This window comes from Halomonas kalidii, from assembly GCF_030010475.1.
GTDB lineage: Bacteria > Pseudomonadota > Gammaproteobacteria > Pseudomonadales > Halomonadaceae > Halomonas > Halomonas heilongjiangensis.
In genome coordinates this window covers 14,208-36,116 of record NZ_JASCQN010000029.1, presented here as the reverse complement: position 1 = coordinate 36,116, position 21,909 = coordinate 14,208, and the positions used below count along the sequence as shown (strand labels likewise).

The window sequence follows — 21,909 nt, the reverse complement described above, 5'->3', positions numbered from 1 at the left end:
CTAGGCGGGGTCGAGGGTGGTGCTCAGGATGTCGGTGGTCTCGCAAGGCTTGCCGTGGCGCAGGGTGAGGCGGCGTTCGCCGAGGTTCATGACCACGGCGAACAGCGTCTCCATGCGCTCCTCCGGCGGCTGGTCGGGGTTGAAGTGCCGGCAGATCGACAGCGGGGCGCCATGGTGGTCGCTGAGAATCTCGAACAGGGCGGCCTCGTCGACCTCGACCTGGTCGGGCAGCTGGTCGCGCAGCAACTGGTCGAGCCTCGCCAGGCGCGGCCGGGAGTCGGGACGCGGGAAGTCCTCGACCTGGCAGGTGGCAGCCCGGGCGTAGAGGTGGTTGGTGTGGGTGACCACGCCCTGCTCGGGGACCAGTTGGCCGGGTTCGCCGGGGTGGACCTCGAGGCCGGCAGCCTGGCCGTCGGCGCTGGCGATCAGGAAGTGGGCGGGGGAACAGACCCGGTCGCGGGTGGCCACGGCCACGGCGCTCTTCAGGTCGGGGCTCTCCAGGATCTTGCGCAGGGCGACATGGATCGGCAGGCCCTCGCCACAGGTCCGGGAGCGGATGGCATTGAGGCAGACGCCGATGCCGTGGGCGTTCATGCCGATCTTGGCCACCATGCCGGCCTCGCCGATGCTGAGCAGCGGGGCGGCCTGCTCGCCGGTGATCTTCAGCGCCACGACGTTGCGCAGCTGGTCGGTGCGCCAGTCCCAGTTCTGGGCCAGCCACTGCTGGCCGGCGCGTTGCAGGGCGAAGGCGGAGCAGCCGCCGCTGGCCCGGGTCAGCGAGATCTCGCTGCGGCAGTTGAGGGTCAGGATGTCGGCGAGGTCGACCCCGGCGCCGCGGGCGATGCCCGCCATCTCGTCGAGGATCTCGGGAAAGCCTTGTTCGATCATGGCGGAGAAGCGGTCGGCCTCCTCCCGGGCCGCCTTCCAGCGGATGCCGACGAAGTCGAGAAACAGGCGGTCGTAGACTTCGATACTGCGGTGGATGAGCCGTGCATGGGCCAGGCCGTGGGCCTCGCCGATCTCGTGGCGGCTGCCGGAAAGCGTGGTGAGTTGCATGACGACCTCGCGAGTCGATGAGCCTGATCTCGTCACTCTAGCATGCGGCGGATCCATGCCGGCTCCGGGCCGGCACGGGACCCTCCGGTCACAGCCATTCGTCGAGGCCCGCGAGGAAGGCGGCCCAGGATTTCTCGTCGGCGCGCTCCTGGTAGCGGTCGCTGTCGAATTCCGTGAAGCCGTGGGGGGCCCCCGAGTAGACCTGGATCTCGTAGGTGGCGCCGGCGGCCTCGAGCTCCTCGGTCAGGATGGCGACATCGCTCATGGGCACGGCGCTGTCGGCACCGCCGTGGGCGATCAGCAGCGGCGGGAGCTCCTCCGGCCATGCCTGGCCCTCCGGGGTGCCCAGCCCGCCATGGAAGCTGGTGTAGCCGGCCACGCCCTCGGCCTCGCCGGAACGGGCGATCTCCAGGACCACGGCACCGCCGAAGCAGTAGCCCATCACCACCGCGGGTTCGGCGGCACCCTGGTTGCGGGCCTCGGCCAGGCCGGCCAGGGTCAGCGAGCGCATGCGTTCGCGGTCCTCGTAGAGCGCGCGGGTGGCGGCCTGGCGGCCCTGGGTGGACGCCGGGCGGTTGCCCTGGCCGAAGAGGTCGACGGCGAAAGCGTCATAGCCCTCCTCGGCGAGCATGTCGGCGCGCCGGCGCTCGTAGTCGCCCAGGCCATCCCAGTCGTGAATGATTAGTACGGTGCCACGCGCCTCGCCCTCGGCGGTGGCGAGATAGCCCTCGAAGGCCTCGTCGCCGACCTCGTAGACGATGTCGTCGCCGGCGGGTGTGACGGCGTGGGCATTGGCGGCCAGGCCGAGGGCGGCCAGCAGCACGGCGGAAGCGATGAGGGGCTGCATGGGAGCTCCAGTCGGGTGCGTGAGGATCCGACCTGTCAGTATAGGTACCCGGCGCGGCCGGCGATCCATGAGCGTTGTAAGGTCGAGGCGCTCGTCATGGTAGGAAAAGGGTATGAGCGGCCGGTCATCGGAGGGCCTAACGTTGGTAGCGAGAGCTTGTGTTTTGGGCCGTGGCCTTCCAGATTTAGGAAACGCTGTATCAATGCCTGCGCGGGTAAATCGCTGCGTTGCGCGGTGGGCGGAATCCTCACCTATGTCCTGAGGTCGTGAACGTACCCGCAAACTCCATTGCACCCGCTACAATTTCAATTACGTACGCAGTCATACGAAGGGGAACGACAATCATGAAGAAGAACGTACTGTCGATGGCCGCGGCTGCCTCCGCTCTGGCCCTGGCCGGGGGGGCCCAGGCCGAGGTGAAGGTCGGTTTCCTCGGCGGTTTCACCGGGGGGATCGAGAGCCTGACGCCGCCGATCTTCGAAGGCGCCCAGTTGGCGGTGCGTCACGTCAACGAGCAGGGCGGCATCCTGGACGGCCAGGAGCTGGTGATGCCCAGCGGTGACACCACCTGCAGCGATGCCTCGGCGGCCTCCAATGCGGCGGATCGCATGGTCAATACCGAGCAGGTCACCGCCATCGTCGGCGCGCTGTGCACCGGGGCCACCATCGCCGCGGCCAACAACGCGGCGATTCCCGGCGGCGTGGTGATGGTCTCGCCGGCCTCCACGGCCCCGGCGGTGAGCGAGCTGGACGACAACGACCTGGTGTACCGCACCGTGCCCTCCGACGGCTTCCAGGGTGAGATGCTGGCCAAACTGCTGCTCGAGAAGGGCATCGACGAGGTGGCGGTCACCTATGTCAACAACGACTATGGCCGCGGCCTGGCGGATGCCTTCGTCGAGGCCTATGAGGCCAACGGCGGCATGGTGGCCGAGAACCTGGCCCACGAGGACAACCGCGCCGACTACCGCTCCGAGCTGGGGTCGCTGTCGGCCGCCGGGGTCGAGACCCTGGTGGTGCTGGCCTATGCCGACACCTCCGGCCAGACGGTGCTGCGCCAGGCCTACGAGGGCGGCATGTTCACCCAGTACGTGGGCGGCGACGGCATGGTCGGCGACAGCCTGGTCGAGGCGGTGGGGGCCGACGTGCTCGAGGGCATGATCGCCACCCGCCCGGGCAGCCCGGATCTGCCGGGTACCGAGATCTTCAACGAGGCCGCCGAGGCGGCCGGCTTCGACCCCAGCGCGGTGTTCGCCGCCCAGGCCTACGACGCCGCCTTCCTGCTGGCCCTGGCCATCGAGCAGAACGGCTCTGCCGAGCGCGAGGGGCTCGCCGAGGCGCTGCGCAGCGTTGCCAGCGCGCCCGGCGAGGTGGTCCTGCCCGGCGAGTGGGAGAAGGCCGTGGAGCTGATCGCGGCCGGCACCGAGATCAACTACGAGGGCGCCTCCGGCCGCCACGAGTTCGACGACAACGGCGATGTGCCGGGCGTGGTGGTCGAGATGGCCGTCGAGGAGGGCCGCTTCGTCGGCAGGGGCTTCGTGGATCTCTGATCCCCCTGGCCCGATGCCCACGCCAGGGCCCCGGCGGTCAGTTCAAACCGCCGGGGCCTTTGTCTGGCCGGGGGTCGAAAGGGATCAGCCGTGGTGCTTGACCTTCTCCGGCAACATTCCCTTGGGCGCGAAGCGCAGCACCAGGCTGATCAGCAGGCCGATCACGAACACCCGGGCCTGCAGGGCGCGGCTCTCGAGGTGGCCGGGGGCCTCCCAGCCGAAGGCGCCCTCGCCGAAGCCGATGGCCAGGTGCATCAGCATCAGTGCCAGGGGTTCGGACATGATCCAGATGAGGTAGACCGCCACGGCGCCGAAGATGGTGCCCAGGTTGTTGCCCGGCCCGCCGAGGATCACCATCACCAGCACCAGGAAGGTGTGGTTCAGCGGCAGATAGCCCTGGGGGTCGAAGAGGCTGTTGAAACTGGTCAGCGCCGCGCCGCCGATGCCCATCAGCACGCAGCCCAGCACGAAGATCTCCAGGCGTCGCCGGTTGATGTCCTTGCCCATGGCCGCGGCGGAGACCTCGTTGTCGCGGATGGCGCGGATCATGCGCCCCCAGGGAGCGTGGTAGGCGCGGTGCAGCAGGAAGAAGATCGCCGCGATCATCACCGCCGTGACCGACAGATAGAGGGAGCGGGACAACACGAAACCGAGGTCGCCGGCCCCGGGGGTCGGCCAGGGCAACGGTGAGACGGTGGCGGTGCCGCGGGTCAGCCAGTCGGAATTCTTGAGGAAGGCCTTGATGATCTCGGCGATGCCCAGGGTGGCGATCGCCAGGTAGTCGCTGCGCAGCCCCAGGCAGATATGACCGATGACATAGCCGATGCCGCCGGCCAGCATCCCGCCGACGATCCAGCCGGTCCAGGCCGGCAGGCCCAGGCCGCCGATGAAGCCGGCGCGCGACTCGATCTCGCCGGTGACCCCGCGCAGCACACTGATCACCGCGAGATACAGCACCACCGCCAATACCACGGCGATCAGCGTGCGCAGCTTCTTCGGCACCCCCAGGCGGTCGAGTCGGGTCGCAGCGAAGACCACCGCGCCGGCACCGACCAGGTAGAGCAGCGCCAGGCCGAGCTCGCCGGGCAGTTCGCTGTCCCAGAAGGCCTCGTTGACCGGTACGCTGAAGAACATGGCACAGAAACCGCCCAGGGCGACGAAGCCCATCACCCCGGCGTTGAACTGGCCGGCGTATCCCCACTGGATGGTCAGGCCCAGGGCCAGGATGGCGTAGCAGGCGGCCTCGACCAGCATGCGGGTGCTGTAGGCGACGCCCATGATGGCATAGACGCCGAGCACGGCTACCAGCAGGGCGGCGAACAGGATGACTTCGCGCCGCGGGAAGCGGCGGACGGGGGGCCGGGCTGGGGTCGTCTCGTTCATGTGATCACCTTGCCCTTGAAGAGTCCGGTGGGGCGCCACACCAGGATGGCGACCAGGATGAAGAAGGGCACCACGATCTTGTACTCGGTGCCGACGAAGGCCAGGCTCCGTGGCAGCTCCAGCCACTCGGGGAAGTACGCCTGGACCGGGCGCAACAGCACCGTCCAGTTGAACACCGCGAGCGCTTCGGCGAAGCCGACCACGAACCCGCCGGCGATGGCCCCGAAGGGGTGGCCCACGCCGCCGACGATGGCCGCGGCGAAGATCGGCAGCAGCAGGAAGAAGCTCAGGTCGGGCTTGAAGGTCACGTCCAGCGACAGCAGGGTGCCGGCGATGGCGGCCAGGCCCCCGGCGATCACCCAGGTCACCGCCACGATGGTGTGGGTGTTGATGCCCGAGGCCAGGGCCAGATCGGGGTTGTCGGACATGGCGCGCATCGCCTTGCCCAGCCGCGAGCGGCTGAGGAAGAGGTGCAGCCCGACCACCGCGACGGCGGTCAGCACGAAGAGGATCACCTGCGGCTCGGTGATGACCACCGGGCGGGTGATCGCCTCGAAGGGCAGCTCGAGCCGGTAGATCTCCTTGCGTTCGCCGACGTAGAGGCTCTGGCCGCCGGTGCCGGCGAACAGCCGGATCAGCCCCTGCAGCATCAGGGTCACGCCCAGCGAGGCGATCACCATGACGATCGGCTTGACGCCGTGGCTGCGCAGCGGCTTGTAGAAGGCCCGGTCGATACCGACCGCGAGAGCGGCGGTGAGGACCATGGCCAGCGGCAGCATCACGATGGCGGTGGGCAGCCCCACGGCACTTCCCGCCGCGGGAAACAGGGTCGTGAGCAGCAGCACCATGAAGGCGCCGAAGGTCATCATGTCGGCATGGGCGAAATGGGCGAAGCGCATGATGCTGAAGATCAGCGTCACGCCGACGGCCCCGATGGCGTAGATCGAGCCGGTCACGCTGCCGGCGACGATCACGTTGTTGATGAAGAAGACCAGTTCGTTCAAGGCGTTCTCTCCACGCTAGGATCGGCGTTCAGCCACCCAGGAAGCTTCTGGCGACCTCGGGGTCGGCCAGCAGGGCGGCGCCGGTGTCGGTGAAGCGGTTCTGGCCGGCGGCCAGCACGAAGCCCTTGTCGGCGATGGCCAGCGCCTGCTTGGCGTTCTGTTCCACCATCAGGATGCCGACGCCGGCGGCATTGATCTCCTTCACGCGCTCGAAGATCTCGTTCATGTAGAGCGGCGAGAGGCCGGCGGTGGGCTCGTCGAGCAGCAGCAGGTTGGGCTCGGCCATCAGCGCCCGGCCCATGGCGACCATCTGGCGCTGGCCGCCGGAGAGTTCGCCGGCGCTCTGGTGGCGCTTGTCGCGGAGTGGCGGGAAGAACGCGTAGACCTCCTCGAGCATGCGCTCGACGTTCTCGGGCTTGAGGTAGGCCCCCATCTCCAGGTTCTCCTGCACCGTCAGGCTCGGGAAGACGTTGTGCTCCTGGGGGATGAAGCCCATGCCCTTCTGCACCAGCTTGTTGGCCGGCAGGTTGTGGATCGGCTCGCCGCGCAGCAGGATCTCGCCCTGGCTGACAGTGAGCAGGCCGAACACGGCCTTGAGCATGGTCGACTTGCCGGCGCCGTTGGGGCCGACGATCACGCCGATCTCGTCGGCCTCGATCGCCATGTTCACCCCGTTGAGGATGTTCATGCCGCCGTAGCCGCCGTAGACGTCGCGTGCTTCGAGTAGTGGCATCGATATTCCCTGCGTCCTGTCTGTCTTGTTGTTGTGTGTGGCGTCTCGGGCGCCGCCGGCCCCATCAGGCCACGCTGGAACCGAAGTAGGCCTCGATCACCCGGGGGTCGTTGCGGATCTCGTCGATGGAACCCTCGACCATCACGCTGCCCTGGGCCAGCACGATCACCGGGTCGCAGAGCCGCGCGATCATGTCCATGTCGTGCTCGATCACCAGGAAGGTGTAGCCGAGTTCGCGGTTGAGGCGCTCGATGTTGCCCATCAGGTCGCCGAGCAGGGTGCGGTTGACCCCGGCGCCGATCTCGTCGAGCAGCACTACCCTGGCGTCGGTCATCATGGTGCGGCCGAGCTCGAGGAGCTTCTTCTGGCCGCCGGAGAGGTTGCCGGCCAGTTCATTGCGCACCTGGTGCAGGCCGATGAAGTCGACGACCTCGAGAGCCTTGCGGCGCACCTCGTCTTCCTGCCGACGCACCAGGCCGGGTTTGAACCAGGCATCGAAGAGACTCTCGCCGGCCTGGGAGGACGGCACCATCATCAGGTTCTCCAGTGCCGTCAGCTGGGAGAACTCGTGGGCGATCTGGAAGGTGCGCAGCAGCCCCTTGTGGAACAGCGTGTTGGCGGGCAGGCCGGTGATGTCCTCGCCGTCGAACAGCACCTGGCCGCTGTCCAGTGGCAGGGCGCCGGCGATGATGTTGAACAGGGTGGACTTCCCGGCCCCGTTGGGGCCGATGAGCCCGGTGATCGAGCCCTCCTCCACCCGGATCGAGCAGTCGTCGATGACCTTGAGGCCACCGAACGCCTTGTGAACGTGTCGAACGTCGATGATGGCTGCCATGTCCCGTTCCATGATTGTTGTTGTGTGCTGCCAGTTGTGTGTCGCTGCCTGGGCATGGTTGTCGTGCCGGCCTGGGCCGGGCCGACAGCCGCTGCCCTATCGGGGCGGCGGCATGACGGGTCACTGCTCCTGGCTGCTCTCCGTCAGGAAGGTGCGGCCGGCGGCGAAGGCGCCGACGATCACCAGGGCGCCGATGGTCGGGATCAGGTAGCCGTCGACCTGCGGGATGGTGCGCAGGAAGACGAAGGAGACCGCCGCCGGGGCCACGAAGCGCACCAGGAAGCGCCAGGCGGTGAACCAGGTCTCGCTGGTGCGCATCTCCTTCATCACCTCGGAGGGGGTCAGGGCCCAGCCGGCGAACAGGGCGATCAGCAGGCCGCCCAGCGGCATGAAGATGTTGGTGAGCAGCTCGATGAGGTCGAAGGCGCTGCGGCCGAACAGGGCGTGGAACAGCGAGCCCTCGGCCCAGAGGTTGAAACTGACCACGGTGAGCAGGCCCAGTGCCCAACTGGCCACCACCATGGCGAACACCGCCTGGGGGCGGGTCAGGTCGAAGCGCTCGACCAGGAAGGCGGCCACCGGCTCGATCAGCGAGATCGAGGAGCTGAGCGCCGCCCCCAGCACCAGGATGAAGAAGACGCCGCCGATCAGCGCACCGAAGGGCATCTCGGCGAAGGCCAGCGGCAGGGTGACGAACATCAGGCCGGGGCCCTGCCCCGGGGCCAGGTCGGCACCGAACACCAGCGAGAAGATCGCCAGGCCGGCGACCATGGCCACGGCGGTGTCGACGATGGCGATGGCGATGGCGGTGCGGGTCAGCGAGGCCTCGCTGGACATGTAGGCGCCATAAGCCATGATCGCGCCCATGCCGAGGCTCAGGGTGAAGAACGATTGGCCCATGGCCTGCAGCCAGCCCTCGAGGCTCAGGTCGGCAATGTTGAAGGTGAACAGGAAGCGGGCCGCGGCGCCGAAGTCGCCGTTGGCGATGCCGTAGGCGAGCACCACCAGCAGGATCGCGAACAGCGAGGGCATCATGATGCGCAGGCTGTTCTCGATGCCCCGGTGGATGCCCATGCCGACGATGAGGCCGGAGGCGATGATGAACAGGGTGTGGTAGAGGGTCAGCAGGCCCGGCGAGGCCAGCAGGGCATCGAAGCCGGCGCCGATGGTCTCGGCATCGGCGCCGGCGAGCGAGCCGGTGAGCATCTGCCAGGTGTAGTGGATCGCCCAGCCGGCGATCACCGAATAGAAACTGAGAATCAGGAACGCCGAGGAGGCGCCCAGCCAGCCGATCGACTCCCAGGCTCGGGAGGTGCGGTGAGTTCGGGTCAGGTGGCGCATGCCCATGATCGGGCTGCGGCGGCTGTTGCGTCCGAGCATGGTCTCGGCGATCAGGATCGGGATGCCGACGGCGAAGATGGTCAGGGCATAGACCAGGATGAAGGCGCCACCGCCGTTCTCGCCGGTGAGGTAGGGGAAGCGCCACAGGTTGCCGAGCCCCACCGCCGAGCCGACGGCGGCCAGCAGGAAGGTGCCCTTGTGTGTCCAGACGTTGTGCGTGCTCATGAGCGTTCCGGGTGTCCTGATCGGCCTTGTGGGCCCTGGGGTGGCCTCGTGGGCCGGAGCGTTCCGCAGCGGGACCTGTCCCGGCGTTGGCGCCAACTTTGCGGCATTACCCGGGCCCCTGACTAGTGGCCGATCGTTTAGGGTGCGTTAAGGGCACGCTATGGTATCGCCCCGGGGATCAGTCCTGTGCGGCATCATCGCCCTCGTGGGTGTCGCGGTGTGGCTCCAGGGCACGGCTGGCGTCGGGCAGGCGCACGGTATCGCCCAGGGCGAGCTTGCCGTAGGACTTCATGCGCCGGCCGTTGTTGGCCGATATCAGCGCCACCACCTCGCCGATGCTGGTGCCGTCGACGTAGGCCTCGACCCTGACCCGCACGATGGCGCCCTCGTGACGGGCCGAGAGGATGTCGCCGGGCCCCGGGTCGTCGTGGTCCGCGGGGTCCCGTTCGAAGTGGTGCATGACGCTGTCGGTACCGGGGGCGTCCCATTCCACATGCTTGTGCATGACGCGGTCTCCTCTGCTGGCGGAAGGCGTGCGGTGGCCATGCGACCCCGCTTCCCTGAGCCTAGCCGAGCGGACGGGAATGCCAAGGGGGCGTCGCGTACGGTAGGGCACAGCAAAAGGCCCGCCGGGGAGGCGGGCCTGTCGGGATATCCAGCGTCACTTCTTGCTGGCGCGCTTGCGCTCGTTCTCGGTGAGGTGCTTCTTGCGCAGGCGGATATGGCTGGGGGTGACCTCCACCAGCTCGTCGTCGTCGAGGAACTCGATGGCCTGCTCCAGGGTGAACTTCACCGGCGGCGTCAGCACGATGTTCTCGTCGTTACCCGAGGCGCGCATGTTATCGAGCTTCTTGCCCTTGGTGGGATTGACCACCATGTCGTTGGCGCGGTTGTTGATGCCCACCAGCATGCCTTCGTAGACCTCGGTGGCGTGGTCGATGATCAGCTTGCCGCGCTCCTGCAGGGCGTAGAGGGCGTAGGCCAGCGCCTTGCCGGGGACCATGGAGACCAGCACGCCGTTGCGCCGCTCGATGGAGGCGTCGGGCTTGAGCGGGCCGTAGTGGTCGAAGCGGCTGGTGAGGATGCCGGTACCCGAGGTCAGGGTCATGAACTGGCCGCGGAAGCCGATCAGGCCGCGGGCAGGGATCATGAAGTCCAGGCGCACCCGGCCCTTGCCGTCGGGGTTCATGTTGGTCAGCTCGCCCTTGCGGTAGCCGAGCTCCTCCATGATGGCGCCCTGGTGCTGCTCCTCGCAGTCGATGATGACCTCTTCGTAGGGCTCCTGCTTGACCCCGTCGATCTCGCGGATGATCACCTCGGGGCGACCCACGGCCAGCTCGAAGCCCTCGCGACGCATGGTCTCGATCAGCACCGAGAGGTGCAGTTCGCCGCGGCCGGAGACCTTGAACTTCTCCGGCGTCTCGCCCTGCTCGACGCGCAGCGCCACGTTGTGGATCAGCTCCTGCTCGAGGCGATCCTTGATGTTGCGGCTGGTGACGAACTTGCCGTCCTTGCCGGCAAACGGCGAATCGTTGACCTGGAAGGTCATGGAGACGGTCGGCTCGTCGACGGACAGCGGCGGCAGCGCCTCGACGGCGGCCGGGTCGCAGAGGGTGTCGGAGATCGACAGGTCGTCGATGCCGGTGATGCAGATGATGTCGCCGGCGGTGGCCTCGTCGGTCTGCACCCGCTCCAGGCCCAGGTGGGTCATCACCTGGCCGACCTTGCCCTTGCGGGTCTTGCCGTCGGTCCCCACGATCACGACCTGCTGGTTGGGCTTGACCGCGCCGCGCTTGATGCGGCCCAGGCCGATGACGCCCACGTAGCTGTTGTAGTCCAGAGCCGAGATCTGCATCTGGAAGGGGCCGTCGAGCTCGACCTTGGGCGGTTCGACGATGTCGACGATGGCCTGGAACATGGGGCTCATGTCGTCGGCCAGCGCCTCGGGGTCCATGCCGGCGATGCCGTTGAGGGCCGAGCAGTAGATGATCGGGAAGTCGAGCTGCTCGTCGCTGGCGCCGAGGTTGTCGAACAGGTCGAAGATCTGGTCGATGACCCAGTCGGGGCGGGCACCGGGGCGGTCGATCTTGTTGACCACCACGATCGGCTTGAGGCCCTGGTCGAAGGCCTTCTGGGTCACGAAGCGGGTCTGCGGCATGGGGCCGTCGACGGCATCGACCAGCAGCAGTACCGAGTCGACCATGGACATGACGCGCTCGACCTCGCCGCCGAAGTCGGCGTGTCCCGGGGTGTCGACGATATTGATGTGATAGGGGGTGCCGGAGGCATCTTCCCAGCGGATCGCGGTGTTCTTCGCCAGGATGGTGATGCCGCGCTCCTTCTCCTGATCGTTGGAGTCCATGATGCGCTCCTGCCCTTCGGCCTTGCGGTCCAGGGTACCGGACTGGCTGAGGAGCTTGTCGACCAGGGTGGTCTTGCCGTGGTCGACGTGGGCGATGATGGCTATGTTGCGAAGTTTCTCGATCACGACGCGATCCTGCTGGGAAAAAGTGGGGACGCATTATAAAGCCAGGGCGGTGACCCCTACCAGCTCTGTCGGCGGTTATCGCGTGACTCGAACGCCGGCGCAAGGGAATTCAGGGGGTTGGCGAGGGGCAATCGCGGCGTCGCCGAGGCGGAAACGGCCCTTTCCGCCACAGGCGGGGCGAAAAGAGCCATCGTCGGGGCGTCGCGGCTCAGCTGCCGCCGTCGGCCAGGCGCTGCTTGACCCGGCCGAAGGCCGCCAGGGCGAACTCCAGGTCGTCGCGGGTCAGGGCGGCGGACATCTGGGTGCGGATGCGCGCCTTGCCCTTGGGAACCACGGGGTAGGAGAAGGCGGTCACGTAGATGCCCTCCTCGAGCATGGCCTCGGCGAAGCGGCCGGCGACGGCGGCGTCGTGCAGCATCACCGGCACGATGGGATGCTCGCCGGGCAGCAGTTCGAAGCCGAGCCGCTCGAGCCCCTCGCGGAAGAAGGCGGTGTTGTCCTTGAGCCGGCTGCGCAGTTCAGCGGACTCGGAGGCCAGCTCCAGCGCCTTCAGGGCGCCGGCCACCACCGGCGGCGCCACGGTGTTGGAGAACAGGTAGGGGCGCGAGCGCTGGCGCAGCAGGTCGACCACCTCGCGTTTGCCGCTGGTGTAGCCGCCGCTGGCGCCGCCCAGCGCCTTGCCCAGGGTGCCGGTGGTGATGTCGATACGATCCATGCAGCCGCGGTACTCATGCGTGCCGCGTCCGCCCTCGCCGAGGAAGCCGGTGGCGTGGCAGTCGTCGAAGTGCACCAGGGCGCCGTGGCGCTCGGCCAGGTCGCAGATCTCGTCGAGCCTGGCGATGTAGCCGTCCATGGAGAACACGCCGTCGGTGGTGATCAGCTTGAAGCGGGCCCCGTCGCGGTCGGCGGCCTGGAGCTGCGCTTCCAGGTCGGCCATGTCGCTGTTGCGATAGCGGTAGCGCCTGGCTTTCGAGAGCCGTACGCCGTCGATGATGCTGGCGTGGTTGAGCTCGTCGGAGATCACCGCATCCTCCGGCCCCAGCAGGGTCTCGAACAGCCCGCCGTTGGCGTCGAAGCAGGAGGGGTAGAGGATGGTGTCCTCGGTGCCGAGGAACTCGCTGAGCTTCTGCTCCAGCTGCTTGTGCAGGGTCTGGGTGCCGCAGATGAAGCGCACCGAGGCCATGCCGTAGCCCCACCGTGCGAGGCCCTCCGCGGCCGCGGCGTTGACCTCAGGGTGCTGGGCCAGGCCCAGGTAGTTGTTGGCACAGAGGTTGAGCACCTCCTGGCCGGCATTGATGCCGACATGGGCCCCCTGGGGGGTGGTCAGCTGGCGCTCGTGCTTGGTCAGCCCGGCCGCGTCGATGGCGTCGAGCTCGCCGCGCAGGTGCCGTTGAAAGGCTCCGTACATGTCATGACTCCCAGTTGAGAACGACCTTGCTCGCTTCCCCGCTCAGCATGGCATCGAAGCCGCGCTGGAACTCGGTGTAGGGCAGGCGATGGGTGATCACCGGCGCGATGTCGAGGCCGGATTCGACCATCACCGACATCTTGTACCAGGTCTCGTACATCTCACGGCCGTAGATGCCCTTCAGCGTCAGCATGTTGAAGATCACCGTGTTCCAGTCGATGGCGATTTCCTCGGTGGGAATGCCGAGCATGGCCACCTTGCCGCCGTGGCACATGTTGGCCAGCATGTCGCGGAAGGCGGCGGGGCTGCCGGACATTTCCAGGCCCACGTCGAAGCCCTCGGAGAGCCCCAGTTCTCGCTGCACGTCGGGGAGTTTCTCGTGGCGCACGTCGACCGTGCGCGTGGCGCCCAGGCGCTTGGCCAGTTCGAGGCGCCCCGGGTTGAGGTCGGTGACCACCACGTGGCGTGCCCCGGCGTGGCGGCACACCGCCGCGGCCATGGCGCCGATCGGCCCGGCGCCGGTGATCAGCACGTCCTCGCCGAGCAGGTCGTACTGCAGGGCGGTATGCACGGCATTGCCCAGCGGATCGAACAGCGCGGCCACGTCGAGATCGATACCCGGCTTGTGCTCCCAGACGTTGGACATCGGCAGGGCCACGTACTCGGCGAAGGCGCCGGGGCGGTTGACCCCCACGCCGCTGGTATGGGCGCACAGGTGGCGGCGCCCGGCCAGGCAGTTGCGGCAGCGGCCGCATACCACATGGCCCTCGCCGGAGACGAGCTGCCCCGGATGGAAGTCGTTGACATTGGAGCCGACCTCGACGATCTCGCCGACGAACTCGTGTCCCACCACCATGGGGACCGGAATGGTCTTCTGCGCCCAACTGTCCCACTTGTAGATGTGCACGTCGGTGCCACAGATGGCGGTGCGCTTGACCTTGATCAGCACGTCGTTGATGCCGACCTGTGGGTCCGGCACCTCATCCAGCCACAGGCCGGGTGCGGCCTCCTTCTTGATCAGTGCTTTCATATCGCTCTCTTCCTGTTGCTTGTCGTTGGGCGTCGGTCAGGTGGTTGGGCTGCGAGCGGATTCTGGCAATTCACAACGGGACGTTTACTATGGAAGAACGAATTCCAGTATTGCAGAACTATTCCTAGATGCAAGAATAAATTCCTTCATGATGGAAGTTGCCTTGTCGCCGGGACGGCCCTAGAACCCGAAGCAGCGCCTGGAGACGTCCGGGTCAGTGAGGAGAAGTGTAGGTGGACGATAGAACGATGACCGAATCGCCGGCGGAAGCCGGCCGTCTCTCCACTCGTGTGATCGAGTTGCGCAAGCGGCGCGGGCTCACCCTGGAGCAACTGGCCGCGGCTTCGGGAGTCAGCCGTTCGATGCTCAGCCAGATCGAGCGAGGCAAGGCCAACCCGACCCTGGCGGTGACCCTGCGCATCGCCCAGGCCTTCGACATGAACATCGGCGACCTGGTGGACCAGCCCTGGACCGCCTCGCGCATCGAGGTGGTGCGTGGCGATGATGCCAGCCAGCTGTTTCGCGACGACCAGGAGTGCCGGATTCGTACGCTCTCGCCGCTGCACATGGAAAAGAACGTCGAGTTCTACGAGATCCGGCTCGCGCCGGGAGCGCGCCTGCAGAGCGCCGCCCACTTCGAGGGTACCCGTGAGCTGCTGACCGTTACCCAGGGCCAGGCGCGGATCCTGGCGGGAGAGAATCGCTGTGCATTGAGTCCCGGCGATTCGGCCCATTATCATGCCGACCTCGAGCACACCATCGAGAACTGCGGCGAGTCGGAGCTGGTGAGCTTTCTCGTCGTGACCTATCAGTGATGGCCGTGCGTGCCGCCCGCCGACGCTGCCGCGGCGTCAGCCTCATCGGTACTGGACCCGGGCCTGGCAGGCGTGCAGCCGCTCCAGCAGCTCGGGGAGGGCCTTGGCGTCCAGGGAGGGGTCGAAGCCGCCGATACGGTCGAACCACTCCCGTGCCACGCACAGGGTATCGGCGGGAGGCGTGCGGCCTAGCCATTGCCAAAGACGGGTCGCCGGGCCGCGGGGCCGTGCGGGCAAGACCAGGACATCCCAGCGGTGATGCTCGCGCCCTTCGGCAACCACGTCGAGCCAGTCGGCAGGGAGGGGCAGGGCCGGCGCGAGAAAGACCAGTACCGTCCCCTGGCTGTGCGCCACCGCGGCATTGAGGCGGTCGCCCAACGGCTCGCCCTTGTAGGGGAGCAGGCGGGCGCCGAAGCGAGAGGCGAGCCCCGGTAGCCGCGGATCACCGGTGTCGTCGACCAGCAACAACTCGATACGACCGTCCCGGCCTTTCAGCAGCTTCTGGAGAGCCGCCAGGTGCCTGGGGAGACCGGTACCCGCCGAGCGGGCATCGAGGAAAATGCTGCAAGCGAACATGCTCGGTGCGCTCCGCTGGGCTGGACACCATGCCATGGCGCCGGGGCCGAAACGCGGGCGTTCCCGAACCGGTGCCTTCGTGTAATTGAGTGTAGTTTTTGGTTGTTAAGCGTATCAATGTGTTTCCTGGGTGAAATTCCTGGGGCAGGGGGAGGAGTTCTGCCCTGTGACGGCATGAGCCGCGGCATCAATAAGAAGGCAGCTTCAGCCTGGGATCGCTTCTCGCGCCATGTTGGTGCGTTCGGGCTCCTTTATGCACCAATAATGTGCTTTCGGGGCGGTTCATGGGGCCTCCGCTGGGGTCGCGTGGCTGTCTTGGTGCAGAAGCGTGCGCCGTGATTCTGAAAAATGGCCAATGAAATCATCTGGTTGCTATTTGCTTACGCCATGCTGGTGCAATTCTGGCACGCTGTCTGCATTGATTTGGCCAGCGCCATGTTCGCGTATGGCGGTCGTGGGCAGTAGGCCTGCGACGTGCTAAAACTCTCGCTGGGCTGACCAGCGCCAGTGGATCATCATCCCAACATCTCGAGCCAAGCTCACAGTGGAGGACAACATGTCTGCCAAGACTCTCGCCCTGATCGAAGAACATGACGTCAAGTGGGTCGACCTGCGCTTCACCGACACCAAAGGCAAGGAGCAGCACGTCACCATTCCGACCCGTGACGTCGACGAGGAGTTCTTCGAGAACGGGCAGATGTTCGACGGCTCTTCCATCTCCGGCTGGAAGGGAATCAACGAGTCGGACATGATCCTGCGCCCGGAAGACGGTACCGCCTTCCTCGACCCCTTCACCGAAGATGCCACCCTGGTGCTGCGCTGTGACATCATCGAGCCGGCGACCATGCAGGGCTACGAGCGTGACCCGCGTTCCATCGCCAAGCGTGCCGAGGCCTACCTGCAGTCCAGCGGCCTGGGCGATACCGCCTTCTTCGGCCCGGAGCCCGAGTTCTTCATCTTCGACGAGGTGCACTGGAAGGCCGACATCGAAGGCGCCATGTACAAGATCTCCTCCGAAGAGGGCGCCTGGGCCACCGACCGCCAGGTCGAGGGCGGCAACCTGGCGCACCGCCCGCGGGTCAAGGGTGGCTACTTCCCGGTGCCCCCGGTGGACAGCTTCCACGACATCCGCGGCGCCATGTGCAACACCCTGGAGGCCATCGGCCAGAGCGTCGAGGTGCACCACCACGAGGTGGCCAACGCCGGCCAGAACGAGATCGGCGTCAAGTTCAACACCCTGGTGAAGAAGGCCGACGAGCTTCAGGAGATGAAGTACGTCGTGCACAACGTGGCGCACGCCTATGGCAAGACCGCCACCTTCATGCCCAAGCCGCTGGTCGGCGACAACGGCAGCGGCATGCACGTCCACCAGTCGTTCTGGAAGGACGGCGTCAACCAGTTCGCCGGTGACGAGTACGCCGGGCTCTCCGAGATGGCGCTCTACTACATCGGTGGCATCATCAAGCACGCCCGCGCCCTGAACGCCTTCACCAACGCCTCCACCAACTCCTACAAGCGTCTGGTGCCGGGTTTCGAGGCGCCGGTGATGCTGGCCTACAGCGCCCGCAACCGTTCCGCTTCCATCCGCATTCCCTACACCGCCAGCCCCAAGGGCAAGCGCGTCGAGTGCCGCTTCCCGGACCCGACCGCCAACCCCTACCTGTGCTTCGCGGCGATGCTGATGGCCGGCATCGATGGCATCAAGAACAAGATCCATCCTGGCGATGCCATGGACAAGAACCTCTATGACCTGCCGCCGGAAGAGGGCAAGGCCGTGCCGACCGTGGCCAACAGCCTGGATCAGGCCCTGGAGGCGCTGGACGCCGATCGTGCCTTCCTCACCGAGGGTAGCGTCTTCACCGACGACATGATCGATGCCTACATCGAACTGAAGATGGAAGACGTGGAGCGCATCCGCATGTCCACCCATCCGGTCGAGTTCGACATGTACTACAGCTGCTGATACGGCGTGTGCCGACCGTCCGGCCCTGCGGGGCCGGACGGTGCGACGACGCCTGATGCATTGACCGTAAAGGGGTTCCGCCATGGCGGAACCCCTTTCTTTCGTACACTATCCAAGAAGCAGCAGGGGCGACACCAGATGAGCGACAAGGCCGGTGTCCCCGGAAGTCATCGGCATCGACGCGGGGGGAGAGGCATGAACAAGGTACTCGTGGTATTGGCGCTCGGGCTCGCGGTGGGCCTTGCGGCCCAGGCCCAGACCGTCTATCGCACCACCGATGCCCAGGGCAACGTGACCTTCACCGACAATCCCGAACGCGGCGGAGAGGAGGTCGAACTGACGCCGCTCACCGTGGTGCCCTCCCGCGAGGTGCGCCAGGAGCGGGCCGTGCCGCGGGTCGACGGCAGCCGTGCCGCGACGGCCTCGCCGGGGCAGCCCTTCATGCCCTACGACAGCTTCCGGATCCTCGCGCCGGCCCATGAGGAGACGCTGCCCACCGGCCATGCCGGCAATGTCGAGGTCGAGCTCGATATCGTACCCGAGCTGCGCGAGGATCACCGCGTGCGTCTGCTGCTGAATGGCCAGGTCAGTCAGTCGGCGATGCACACCCGCGCCTTCATGCTCACCAACCTGGACCGCGGTGAGCATCAGCTGCAGGCCGAACTGCTCGATGCCGGTGGCGAAGTCCGCCATCGCACCTCGCCGGTGACCCTCTACGTGCAGCGGGCCAGCGTCAACCTGCCCCAGAACCCCAACCGCCCCAATTAGCCGCCCCTTCGCCGGGCACGGTCGTTGTGCCCGGACGGCAGCCCGAGGCCCTGTCGTGACGTGTCCCGTGACGACAGGGTCGTCGCTTGTCCCGAGCCTGCATTCCCGCTACTGGTGCAGCGGGGTGGCAAGCTGGCCTGCTTTCGTGCGCCGCCTGGTTCTATGCACTATTGTGGTGCACCAAGGGGGTGCGTCAGGGCACCGAAACGGCGCCAGGGCGCCCTTTCTGGTGCTGGCGCGCTTCTTGCAGTGCTATTGGCAACACGCCCTGCCATGTCCGGACGGGGCGGTGGGAGTCGAAGGGTCACTGCCATTCCATGGACGGTGAGCGGGACAACGCCATGATTCGAGAAGGCCCGATGTATCAACGCTTGATGGAGCACCTGACCACGGCCGTGTTGTTGCTGGATGGCCAGTTGCGCCTGTGCTGGATGAACCCCTCGGCCGAGGCCCTGCTGGCCGTCAGCCTGAGCCGGGTCGAGGGCATCGAGTTCACCAGCGTGGTGGGCAGCGAGGAGGGAATCGGCGAGGTGCTGGGCAAGGCCCGCGACGAGTTTCACCCCTTCACCCAGCGTGAGGCGCGGCTGGTGGTCGGGGGCGAGGTGCTCACGGTGGACTACACGGTCACGCCGCTCAGCGCCGACGAGCTGCTGCTGGAGATCGAGCCGCGTGACCGGTTGATGCGCATCTCCCGGGAGGAGGCCCTGCAGACCCGCCAGGAGACCATCAAGGTGCTGGCCCGCGGGCTGGCCCACGAGGTCAAGAACCCCCTCGGCGGCATCCGCGGCGCCGCCCAGCTGCTCGAGCGTGACCTCGACGATCCCGGGCTCAGGGAGTTCACCCATATCATCGTCGAGGAGGTCGACCGCCTGCGCGACCTGGTCGACTCCATGCTGGGCCCCAACCGGATGACCCGCCATGAGCCGCTGAACATCCACAAGGTGCTGGAGCGAGTGCGTTCGCTGCTGATCGTCGAGCAGCCCGGGGTGCAGATCGAGCGCGACTACGACCCCAGCCTGCCCGATCTCGCCGGCGACGAGGCACAGATGATCCAGGCGGTGCTCAACGTGGCCCGCAACGCCGTGGAGGCGATGACCGAGGCCGGTATCGCCGAGCCACGGCTGGTGTTGCGGACCCGGGCTCGCCGCCAGTTCACCCTGGGCGCCGAACGCCACCGGCTGGTCTGCGAAGTGGCGATCATCGACAACGGCCCCGGGATTCCCGAGGCGCTGCACGAGACGCTGTTCTACCCGATGGTCTCGGGACGGGCCGACGGCAGTGGCCTGGGGCTGTCCATCGCCCAGTCGATCCTGCACCAGCACCAGGGGTTGATCGAGTGCGACTCCTCGCCCGGCCATACCGAATTCCGATTGCTGATTCCGCTGGAGAAGCGCCATGACTGATGTCGCACGTGTCGTGATCGTCGATGACGATCGCGCCATTCGCTGGGTACTGGAGCGCGCCCTGGCCCAGCCCGACCTGGAGGTCGAGTGCATCGAGCGCGCCGATACCGCCCTCGGCCGCCTGCTCGACGATCCCCCCGACGTGCTGGTCACCGATATCCGCATGCCGGGCATCGACGGCCTGGACCTGATGTCGCGGGTGCGCGAGGCCCATCCCGACCTGCCGGTCATCGTGATGACCGCCCATTCCGACCTCGAGAGTGCCGTCGCCTCCTACCAGGGCGGCGCCTTCGAGTACCTGCCCAAGCCCTTCGATGTCGACGAGGCGCTGGCCCTGGTGCGCCGCGCCGTGGCCCATGCCCGCGAACGCAAGCGCCCGGTGAGCGTGCCCGAGGGGCTCGATGCCGAGATCATCGGCGAGGCGCCGGCGATGCAGGAGGTGTTCCGCGCCATCGGCCGGCTGTCGCACTCGCACATCACGGTGCTGATCAACGGCGAGTCGGGGACCGGCAAGGAGCGCGTCGCGCGCGCCCTGCACCAGCACAGCCCTCGCGCCGGTCAGCCCTTCATCGCCCTGAACATGGCGGCGATTCCCCGGGACCTGATCGAGTCCGAACTGTTCGGCCACGAGAAGGGCGCCTTCACCGGTGCCACGGCAAGCCGCCAGGGGCGCTTCGAGCAGGCCAACGGCGGCACCCTGTTCCTCGACGAGATCGGCGACATGCCCGCCGAGACCCAGACCCGGCTGCTGCGGGTGCTGGCCGACGGCGAATTCTATCGGGTCGGTGGCCACACCCCGGTGAAGGTGGATGTGCGGATCATCGCCGCCACCCACCAGAACCTGGAGACGCTGGTGGACGATGGTCGCTTCCGCGAGGACCTCTTTCACCGCCTCAACGTGATCCGGGTGCACCTGCCGAAGCTGGCCGAGCGGCGCGAGGACATCCCGCGGCTGGCACGCCACTTCCTGGCCGAGGCGGCCAAGGAGCTCTCGACCGACGGCAAGGTGCTGACCGCCGAGGCCGAGGCGCACCTGACCCGGCTCTCCTGGCCGGGCAACGTGCGCCAGCTCGAGAACACCTGTCGCTGGCTGACGGTGATGGCCTCGGGTCGTGAGGTGCTGATCGAGGACCTGCCGCCGGAGCTGCGCGACGGCGGCGGTGAGGCCGCCACCGGTGACTGGCGGGCCGCCTTCCGCGACTGGGCCGACCGGGCGCTGGCCGCCGGCCACACCCACCTGCTCGAGGAAGCCGTCCCCGACTTCGAGAAGATCCTCATCGAGACGGCGCTCAAGCACACCGGGGGGCGCAAGGGCGAGGCCGCCGAGCTGCTGGGCTGGGGCCGCAATACCCTGACGCGCAAGTTGAAGACGCTGCTGCCGGCCTTGGCGGATGGGGATTGAGCCTGGCGGACCCTCATGAGTATTTCTAAACCGTGCGTAAGGCTACAACGAAAGGCGCATTGTTGCGGGGGAGGGCGCTGCCGTAGCGTCGGTGCATCAGCTACCTGTCATGCAATAGGACAGCCAGATGCCCGTCGCCCCCGAAGCCCCGCCGCGCCGCGTCCATGTCACCGAGGTGGGCCTGCGCGACGGCCTGCAGAACGAATCCGTGGTGCTCGCCACCGAACAGAAGCTGGCCCTGGCCCGCGCGCTGATCGCGGCCGGGGTCCGCGAGTTCGAGGTCACCTCCTTCGTCAGCCCGCGGGCGGTGCCGGCGCTGGCCGATGCGGCGGAACTGGTGGCGGCGCTGCGCGACACCCCCGGGCTGCATCTCTCGGCCCTGGTGCCCAACCCGCGCGGCGCCGAGCGTGCCCTGGAGGCGGGCGTGGACTCGGTGGTGCTGTTCGTCTCCGCCTCGGAGAGTCACAACGCCAAGAACGTCAACCGCAGCGTCGAGGCGTCCCTGGCGGGCTTCGAGCGGGTCGCCCGCCTGCTCGAGGGCAGCGGCGTGGCGCTGCGCGGGGCCATCGCCACCGCCTTCGGCTGTCCCTTCGAGGGCAACGTGCCGGTGCAGGCGGTGGGCGGCATCGCCCGGCGCTTCGCCGAGCTGGGCGCCACCCACCTGTCGCTGGGTGACACCACCGGCATGGCCACGCCACCGCTGGTCGCCGAGCGCGTCCACCACCTGCGCGGGGCCGTTCCCGACCTGCCGCTGACCCTGCACTTCCACAACACCCGCGGCATCGGCCTGGCCAACGTCATGCAGGGGCTGGCGCTGGGCGTCGAGCGCTACGAGAGTTCCATCGGCGGCCTGGGCGGCTGCCCCTTCGCCCCCGGCGCCTCGGGCAACATCGCCAGCGAGGACCTGGCCTACCTGCTCGAGGAGATGGGCATCGACACCGGCCTCGAGCTCGACGGCCTGATCGGCGCCGCGCGGCTGGCCGGCGAGCTGATGGGGCGCCCGCTGCCGGCCCAGGTCTCCAAGGCCGGGCCGCGCCTGGCGCTCGCCGAATGCGCCGCCGTGCCCACGGCCCGGGGGTGAA

19 protein-coding genes are annotated in these 21,909 nt (G+C 67.4%); 7 read left to right on the top strand and 12 right to left on the bottom strand.

All coding sequences use genetic code 11. From position 1 onward, the window contains the following. Together QLQ85_RS07420 and QLQ85_RS07415 are read right to left on the bottom strand one after the other, a co-directional pair. Positions 1-1,056 (bottom strand): C45 family autoproteolytic acyltransferase/hydolase, encoded by a 1,056-nt coding sequence (locus QLQ85_RS07420; protein ID WP_282738405.1) that lies wholly within the window; start codon positions 1,054-1,056, stop codon positions 1-3. 88 nt (positions 1,057-1,144) lie between these two features. Further along, complete coding sequence (locus QLQ85_RS07415; RefSeq protein WP_282738404.1) at positions 1,145-1,903, bottom strand: dienelactone hydrolase family protein; 759 nt, start codon at positions 1,901-1,903, stop codon at positions 1,145-1,147. Positions 1,904-2,247: 344 nt separating this feature from the next. On the opposite strand from QLQ85_RS07415, the gene QLQ85_RS07410 reads away from it, so the two are divergent. After that, entirely contained in the window at positions 2,248-3,453 is a 1,206-nt protein-coding gene (locus tag QLQ85_RS07410) for an ABC transporter substrate-binding protein (RefSeq protein ID WP_407650363.1), read from the top strand. Between the two features lie 84 nt (positions 3,454-3,537). On the opposite strand, the gene QLQ85_RS07405 is transcribed toward QLQ85_RS07410, so the two are convergent. The 9 genes from QLQ85_RS07405 to tdh all read right to left on the bottom strand — a co-directional run bounded on the left by QLQ85_RS07405 (position 3,538) and on the right by tdh (position 13,900). Next, positions 3,538-4,836: a branched-chain amino acid ABC transporter permease gene (locus tag QLQ85_RS07405; RefSeq protein ID WP_282738403.1), complete on the bottom strand. Its 1,299-nt coding sequence runs from the start codon at positions 4,834-4,836 to the stop codon at positions 3,538-3,540. Next, the gene (locus QLQ85_RS07400) at positions 4,833-5,840 is read right to left on the bottom strand and encodes a branched-chain amino acid ABC transporter permease (protein WP_282738402.1); all 1,008 of its coding nucleotides are present in this window, start codon (positions 5,838-5,840) and stop codon (positions 4,833-4,835) included. Before QLQ85_RS07400 ends, QLQ85_RS07405 begins: the two co-directional genes overlap by 4 nt. 28 nt (positions 5,841-5,868) lie before the next feature. Beyond that, positions 5,869-6,573, bottom strand: a complete 705-nt coding sequence (locus tag QLQ85_RS07395) for an ABC transporter ATP-binding protein (RefSeq protein WP_282738401.1) — start codon at positions 6,571-6,573, stop codon at positions 5,869-5,871. Between the two features lie 64 nt (positions 6,574-6,637). Then, positions 6,638-7,408, bottom strand: a complete 771-nt coding sequence (locus tag QLQ85_RS07390) for an ABC transporter ATP-binding protein (protein ID WP_282738400.1) — start codon at positions 7,406-7,408, stop codon at positions 6,638-6,640. A 120-nt stretch (positions 7,409-7,528) separates the two neighbouring features. Continuing rightward, the gene (locus QLQ85_RS07385; protein WP_282738399.1) at positions 7,529-8,974 is read right to left on the bottom strand and encodes a sodium-dependent transporter; all 1,446 of its coding nucleotides are present in this window, start codon (positions 8,972-8,974) and stop codon (positions 7,529-7,531) included. A 178-nt stretch (positions 8,975-9,152) separates the two neighbouring features. Next, a complete protein-coding gene (locus QLQ85_RS07380; RefSeq protein ID WP_282738398.1) occupies positions 9,153-9,479 on the bottom strand; it encodes a hypothetical protein in 327 nt (108 codons plus the stop codon). Between the two features lie 156 nt (positions 9,480-9,635). Next, on the bottom strand, positions 9,636-11,462 hold the full coding sequence (gene typA / locus QLQ85_RS07375) for a translational GTPase TypA (protein ID WP_282738397.1): 1,827 nt from the start codon (positions 11,460-11,462) through the stop codon (positions 9,636-9,638). Positions 11,463-11,670: 208 nt separating this feature from the next. After that, on the bottom strand, positions 11,671-12,870 hold the full coding sequence (locus QLQ85_RS07370) for a glycine C-acetyltransferase (protein WP_282738396.1): 1,200 nt from the start codon (positions 12,868-12,870) through the stop codon (positions 11,671-11,673). 1 nt (position 12,871) lies between these two features. Further along, positions 12,872-13,900: an L-threonine 3-dehydrogenase gene (gene tdh, locus QLQ85_RS07365; protein ID WP_282738395.1), complete on the bottom strand. Its 1,029-nt coding sequence runs from the start codon at positions 13,898-13,900 to the stop codon at positions 12,872-12,874. A gap of 233 nt (positions 13,901-14,133) precedes the next feature. Here tdh and QLQ85_RS07360 point away from each other — a divergent pair, with 233 nt between their 5' ends. Then, a complete protein-coding gene (locus tag QLQ85_RS07360) occupies positions 14,134-14,715 on the top strand; it encodes a helix-turn-helix domain-containing protein (protein ID WP_282738394.1) in 582 nt (193 codons plus the stop codon). A 42-nt stretch (positions 14,716-14,757) separates the two neighbouring features. Here the strand turns inward: QLQ85_RS07360 and QLQ85_RS07355 are convergent, their stop codons facing one another. Then, positions 14,758-15,291: a glycosyltransferase family protein gene (locus tag QLQ85_RS07355; RefSeq protein WP_282738393.1), complete on the bottom strand. Its 534-nt coding sequence runs from the start codon at positions 15,289-15,291 to the stop codon at positions 14,758-14,760. Positions 15,292-15,847: 556 nt separating this feature from the next. Between QLQ85_RS07355 and glnA the strand changes: the two genes are divergently transcribed. The 5 genes from glnA to QLQ85_RS07330 all read left to right on the top strand — a co-directional run bounded on the left by glnA (position 15,848) and on the right by QLQ85_RS07330 (position 21,908). After that, entirely contained in the window at positions 15,848-17,254 is a 1,407-nt protein-coding gene (glnA, locus tag QLQ85_RS07350; protein WP_282738392.1) for a glutamate--ammonia ligase, read from the top strand. A 195-nt stretch (positions 17,255-17,449) separates the two neighbouring features. Further along, positions 17,450-18,022 (top strand): DUF4124 domain-containing protein, encoded by a 573-nt coding sequence (locus tag QLQ85_RS07345; RefSeq protein WP_282738391.1) that lies wholly within the window; start codon positions 17,450-17,452, stop codon positions 18,020-18,022. Positions 18,023-18,381: 359 nt separating this feature from the next. After that, on the top strand, positions 18,382-19,425 hold the full coding sequence (gene glnL / locus QLQ85_RS07340; RefSeq protein WP_282738390.1) for a nitrogen regulation protein NR(II): 1,044 nt from the start codon (positions 18,382-18,384) through the stop codon (positions 19,423-19,425). Further along, a complete protein-coding gene (gene ntrC / locus QLQ85_RS07335; protein ID WP_102628136.1) occupies positions 19,418-20,827 on the top strand; it encodes a nitrogen regulation protein NR(I) in 1,410 nt (469 codons plus the stop codon). Before glnL ends, ntrC begins: the two co-directional genes overlap by 8 nt. Before the next feature lie 127 nt (positions 20,828-20,954). Further along, complete coding sequence (locus tag QLQ85_RS07330; protein WP_282738389.1) at positions 20,955-21,908, top strand: hydroxymethylglutaryl-CoA lyase; 954 nt, start codon at positions 20,955-20,957, stop codon at positions 21,906-21,908. Position 21,909 lies beyond the last annotated feature (1 nt).

What these genes read in the sequence shown, in the direction of transcription:
- QLQ85_RS07420 (WP_282738405.1), bottom strand. Translation starts at nt 1,056, where the DNA reads ATGCAACTCACCACGCTTTCCGGCAGCCGCCACGAGATCGGCGAGGCC.
- QLQ85_RS07415 (WP_282738404.1), bottom strand. Translation starts at nt 1,903, where the DNA reads ATGCAGCCCCTCATCGCTTCCGCCGTGCTGCTGGCCGCCCTCGGCCTG.
- QLQ85_RS07410 (WP_407650363.1), top strand. Translation starts at nt 2,248, where the DNA reads ATGAAGAAGAACGTACTGTCGATGGCCGCGGCTGCCTCCGCTCTGGCC.
- QLQ85_RS07405 (WP_282738403.1), bottom strand. Translation starts at nt 4,836, where the DNA reads ATGAACGAGACGACCCCAGCCCGGCCCCCCGTCCGCCGCTTCCCGCGG.
- QLQ85_RS07395 (WP_282738401.1), bottom strand. Translation starts at nt 6,573, where the DNA reads ATGCCACTACTCGAAGCACGCGACGTCTACGGCGGCTACGGCGGCATG.
- QLQ85_RS07390 (WP_282738400.1), bottom strand. Translation starts at nt 7,408, where the DNA reads ATGGCAGCCATCATCGACGTTCGACACGTTCACAAGGCGTTCGGTGGC.
- QLQ85_RS07385 (WP_282738399.1), bottom strand. Translation starts at nt 8,974, where the DNA reads ATGAGCACGCACAACGTCTGGACACACAAGGGCACCTTCCTGCTGGCC.
- QLQ85_RS07380 (WP_282738398.1), bottom strand. Translation starts at nt 9,479, where the DNA reads ATGCACAAGCATGTGGAATGGGACGCCCCCGGTACCGACAGCGTCATG.
- QLQ85_RS07370 (WP_282738396.1), bottom strand. Translation starts at nt 12,870, where the DNA reads ATGTACGGAGCCTTTCAACGGCACCTGCGCGGCGAGCTCGACGCCATC.
- tdh (WP_282738395.1), bottom strand. Translation starts at nt 13,900, where the DNA reads ATGAAAGCACTGATCAAGAAGGAGGCCGCACCCGGCCTGTGGCTGGAT.
- QLQ85_RS07355 (WP_282738393.1), bottom strand. Translation starts at nt 15,291, where the DNA reads ATGTTCGCTTGCAGCATTTTCCTCGATGCCCGCTCGGCGGGTACCGGT.
- glnA (WP_282738392.1), top strand. Translation starts at nt 15,848, where the DNA reads ATGTCTGCCAAGACTCTCGCCCTGATCGAAGAACATGACGTCAAGTGG.
- QLQ85_RS07345 (WP_282738391.1), top strand. Translation starts at nt 17,450, where the DNA reads ATGAACAAGGTACTCGTGGTATTGGCGCTCGGGCTCGCGGTGGGCCTT.
- glnL (WP_282738390.1), top strand. Translation starts at nt 18,382, where the DNA reads ATGTATCAACGCTTGATGGAGCACCTGACCACGGCCGTGTTGTTGCTG.
- ntrC (WP_102628136.1), top strand. Translation starts at nt 19,418, where the DNA reads ATGACTGATGTCGCACGTGTCGTGATCGTCGATGACGATCGCGCCATT.
- QLQ85_RS07330 (WP_282738389.1), top strand. Translation starts at nt 20,955, where the DNA reads ATGCCCGTCGCCCCCGAAGCCCCGCCGCGCCGCGTCCATGTCACCGAG.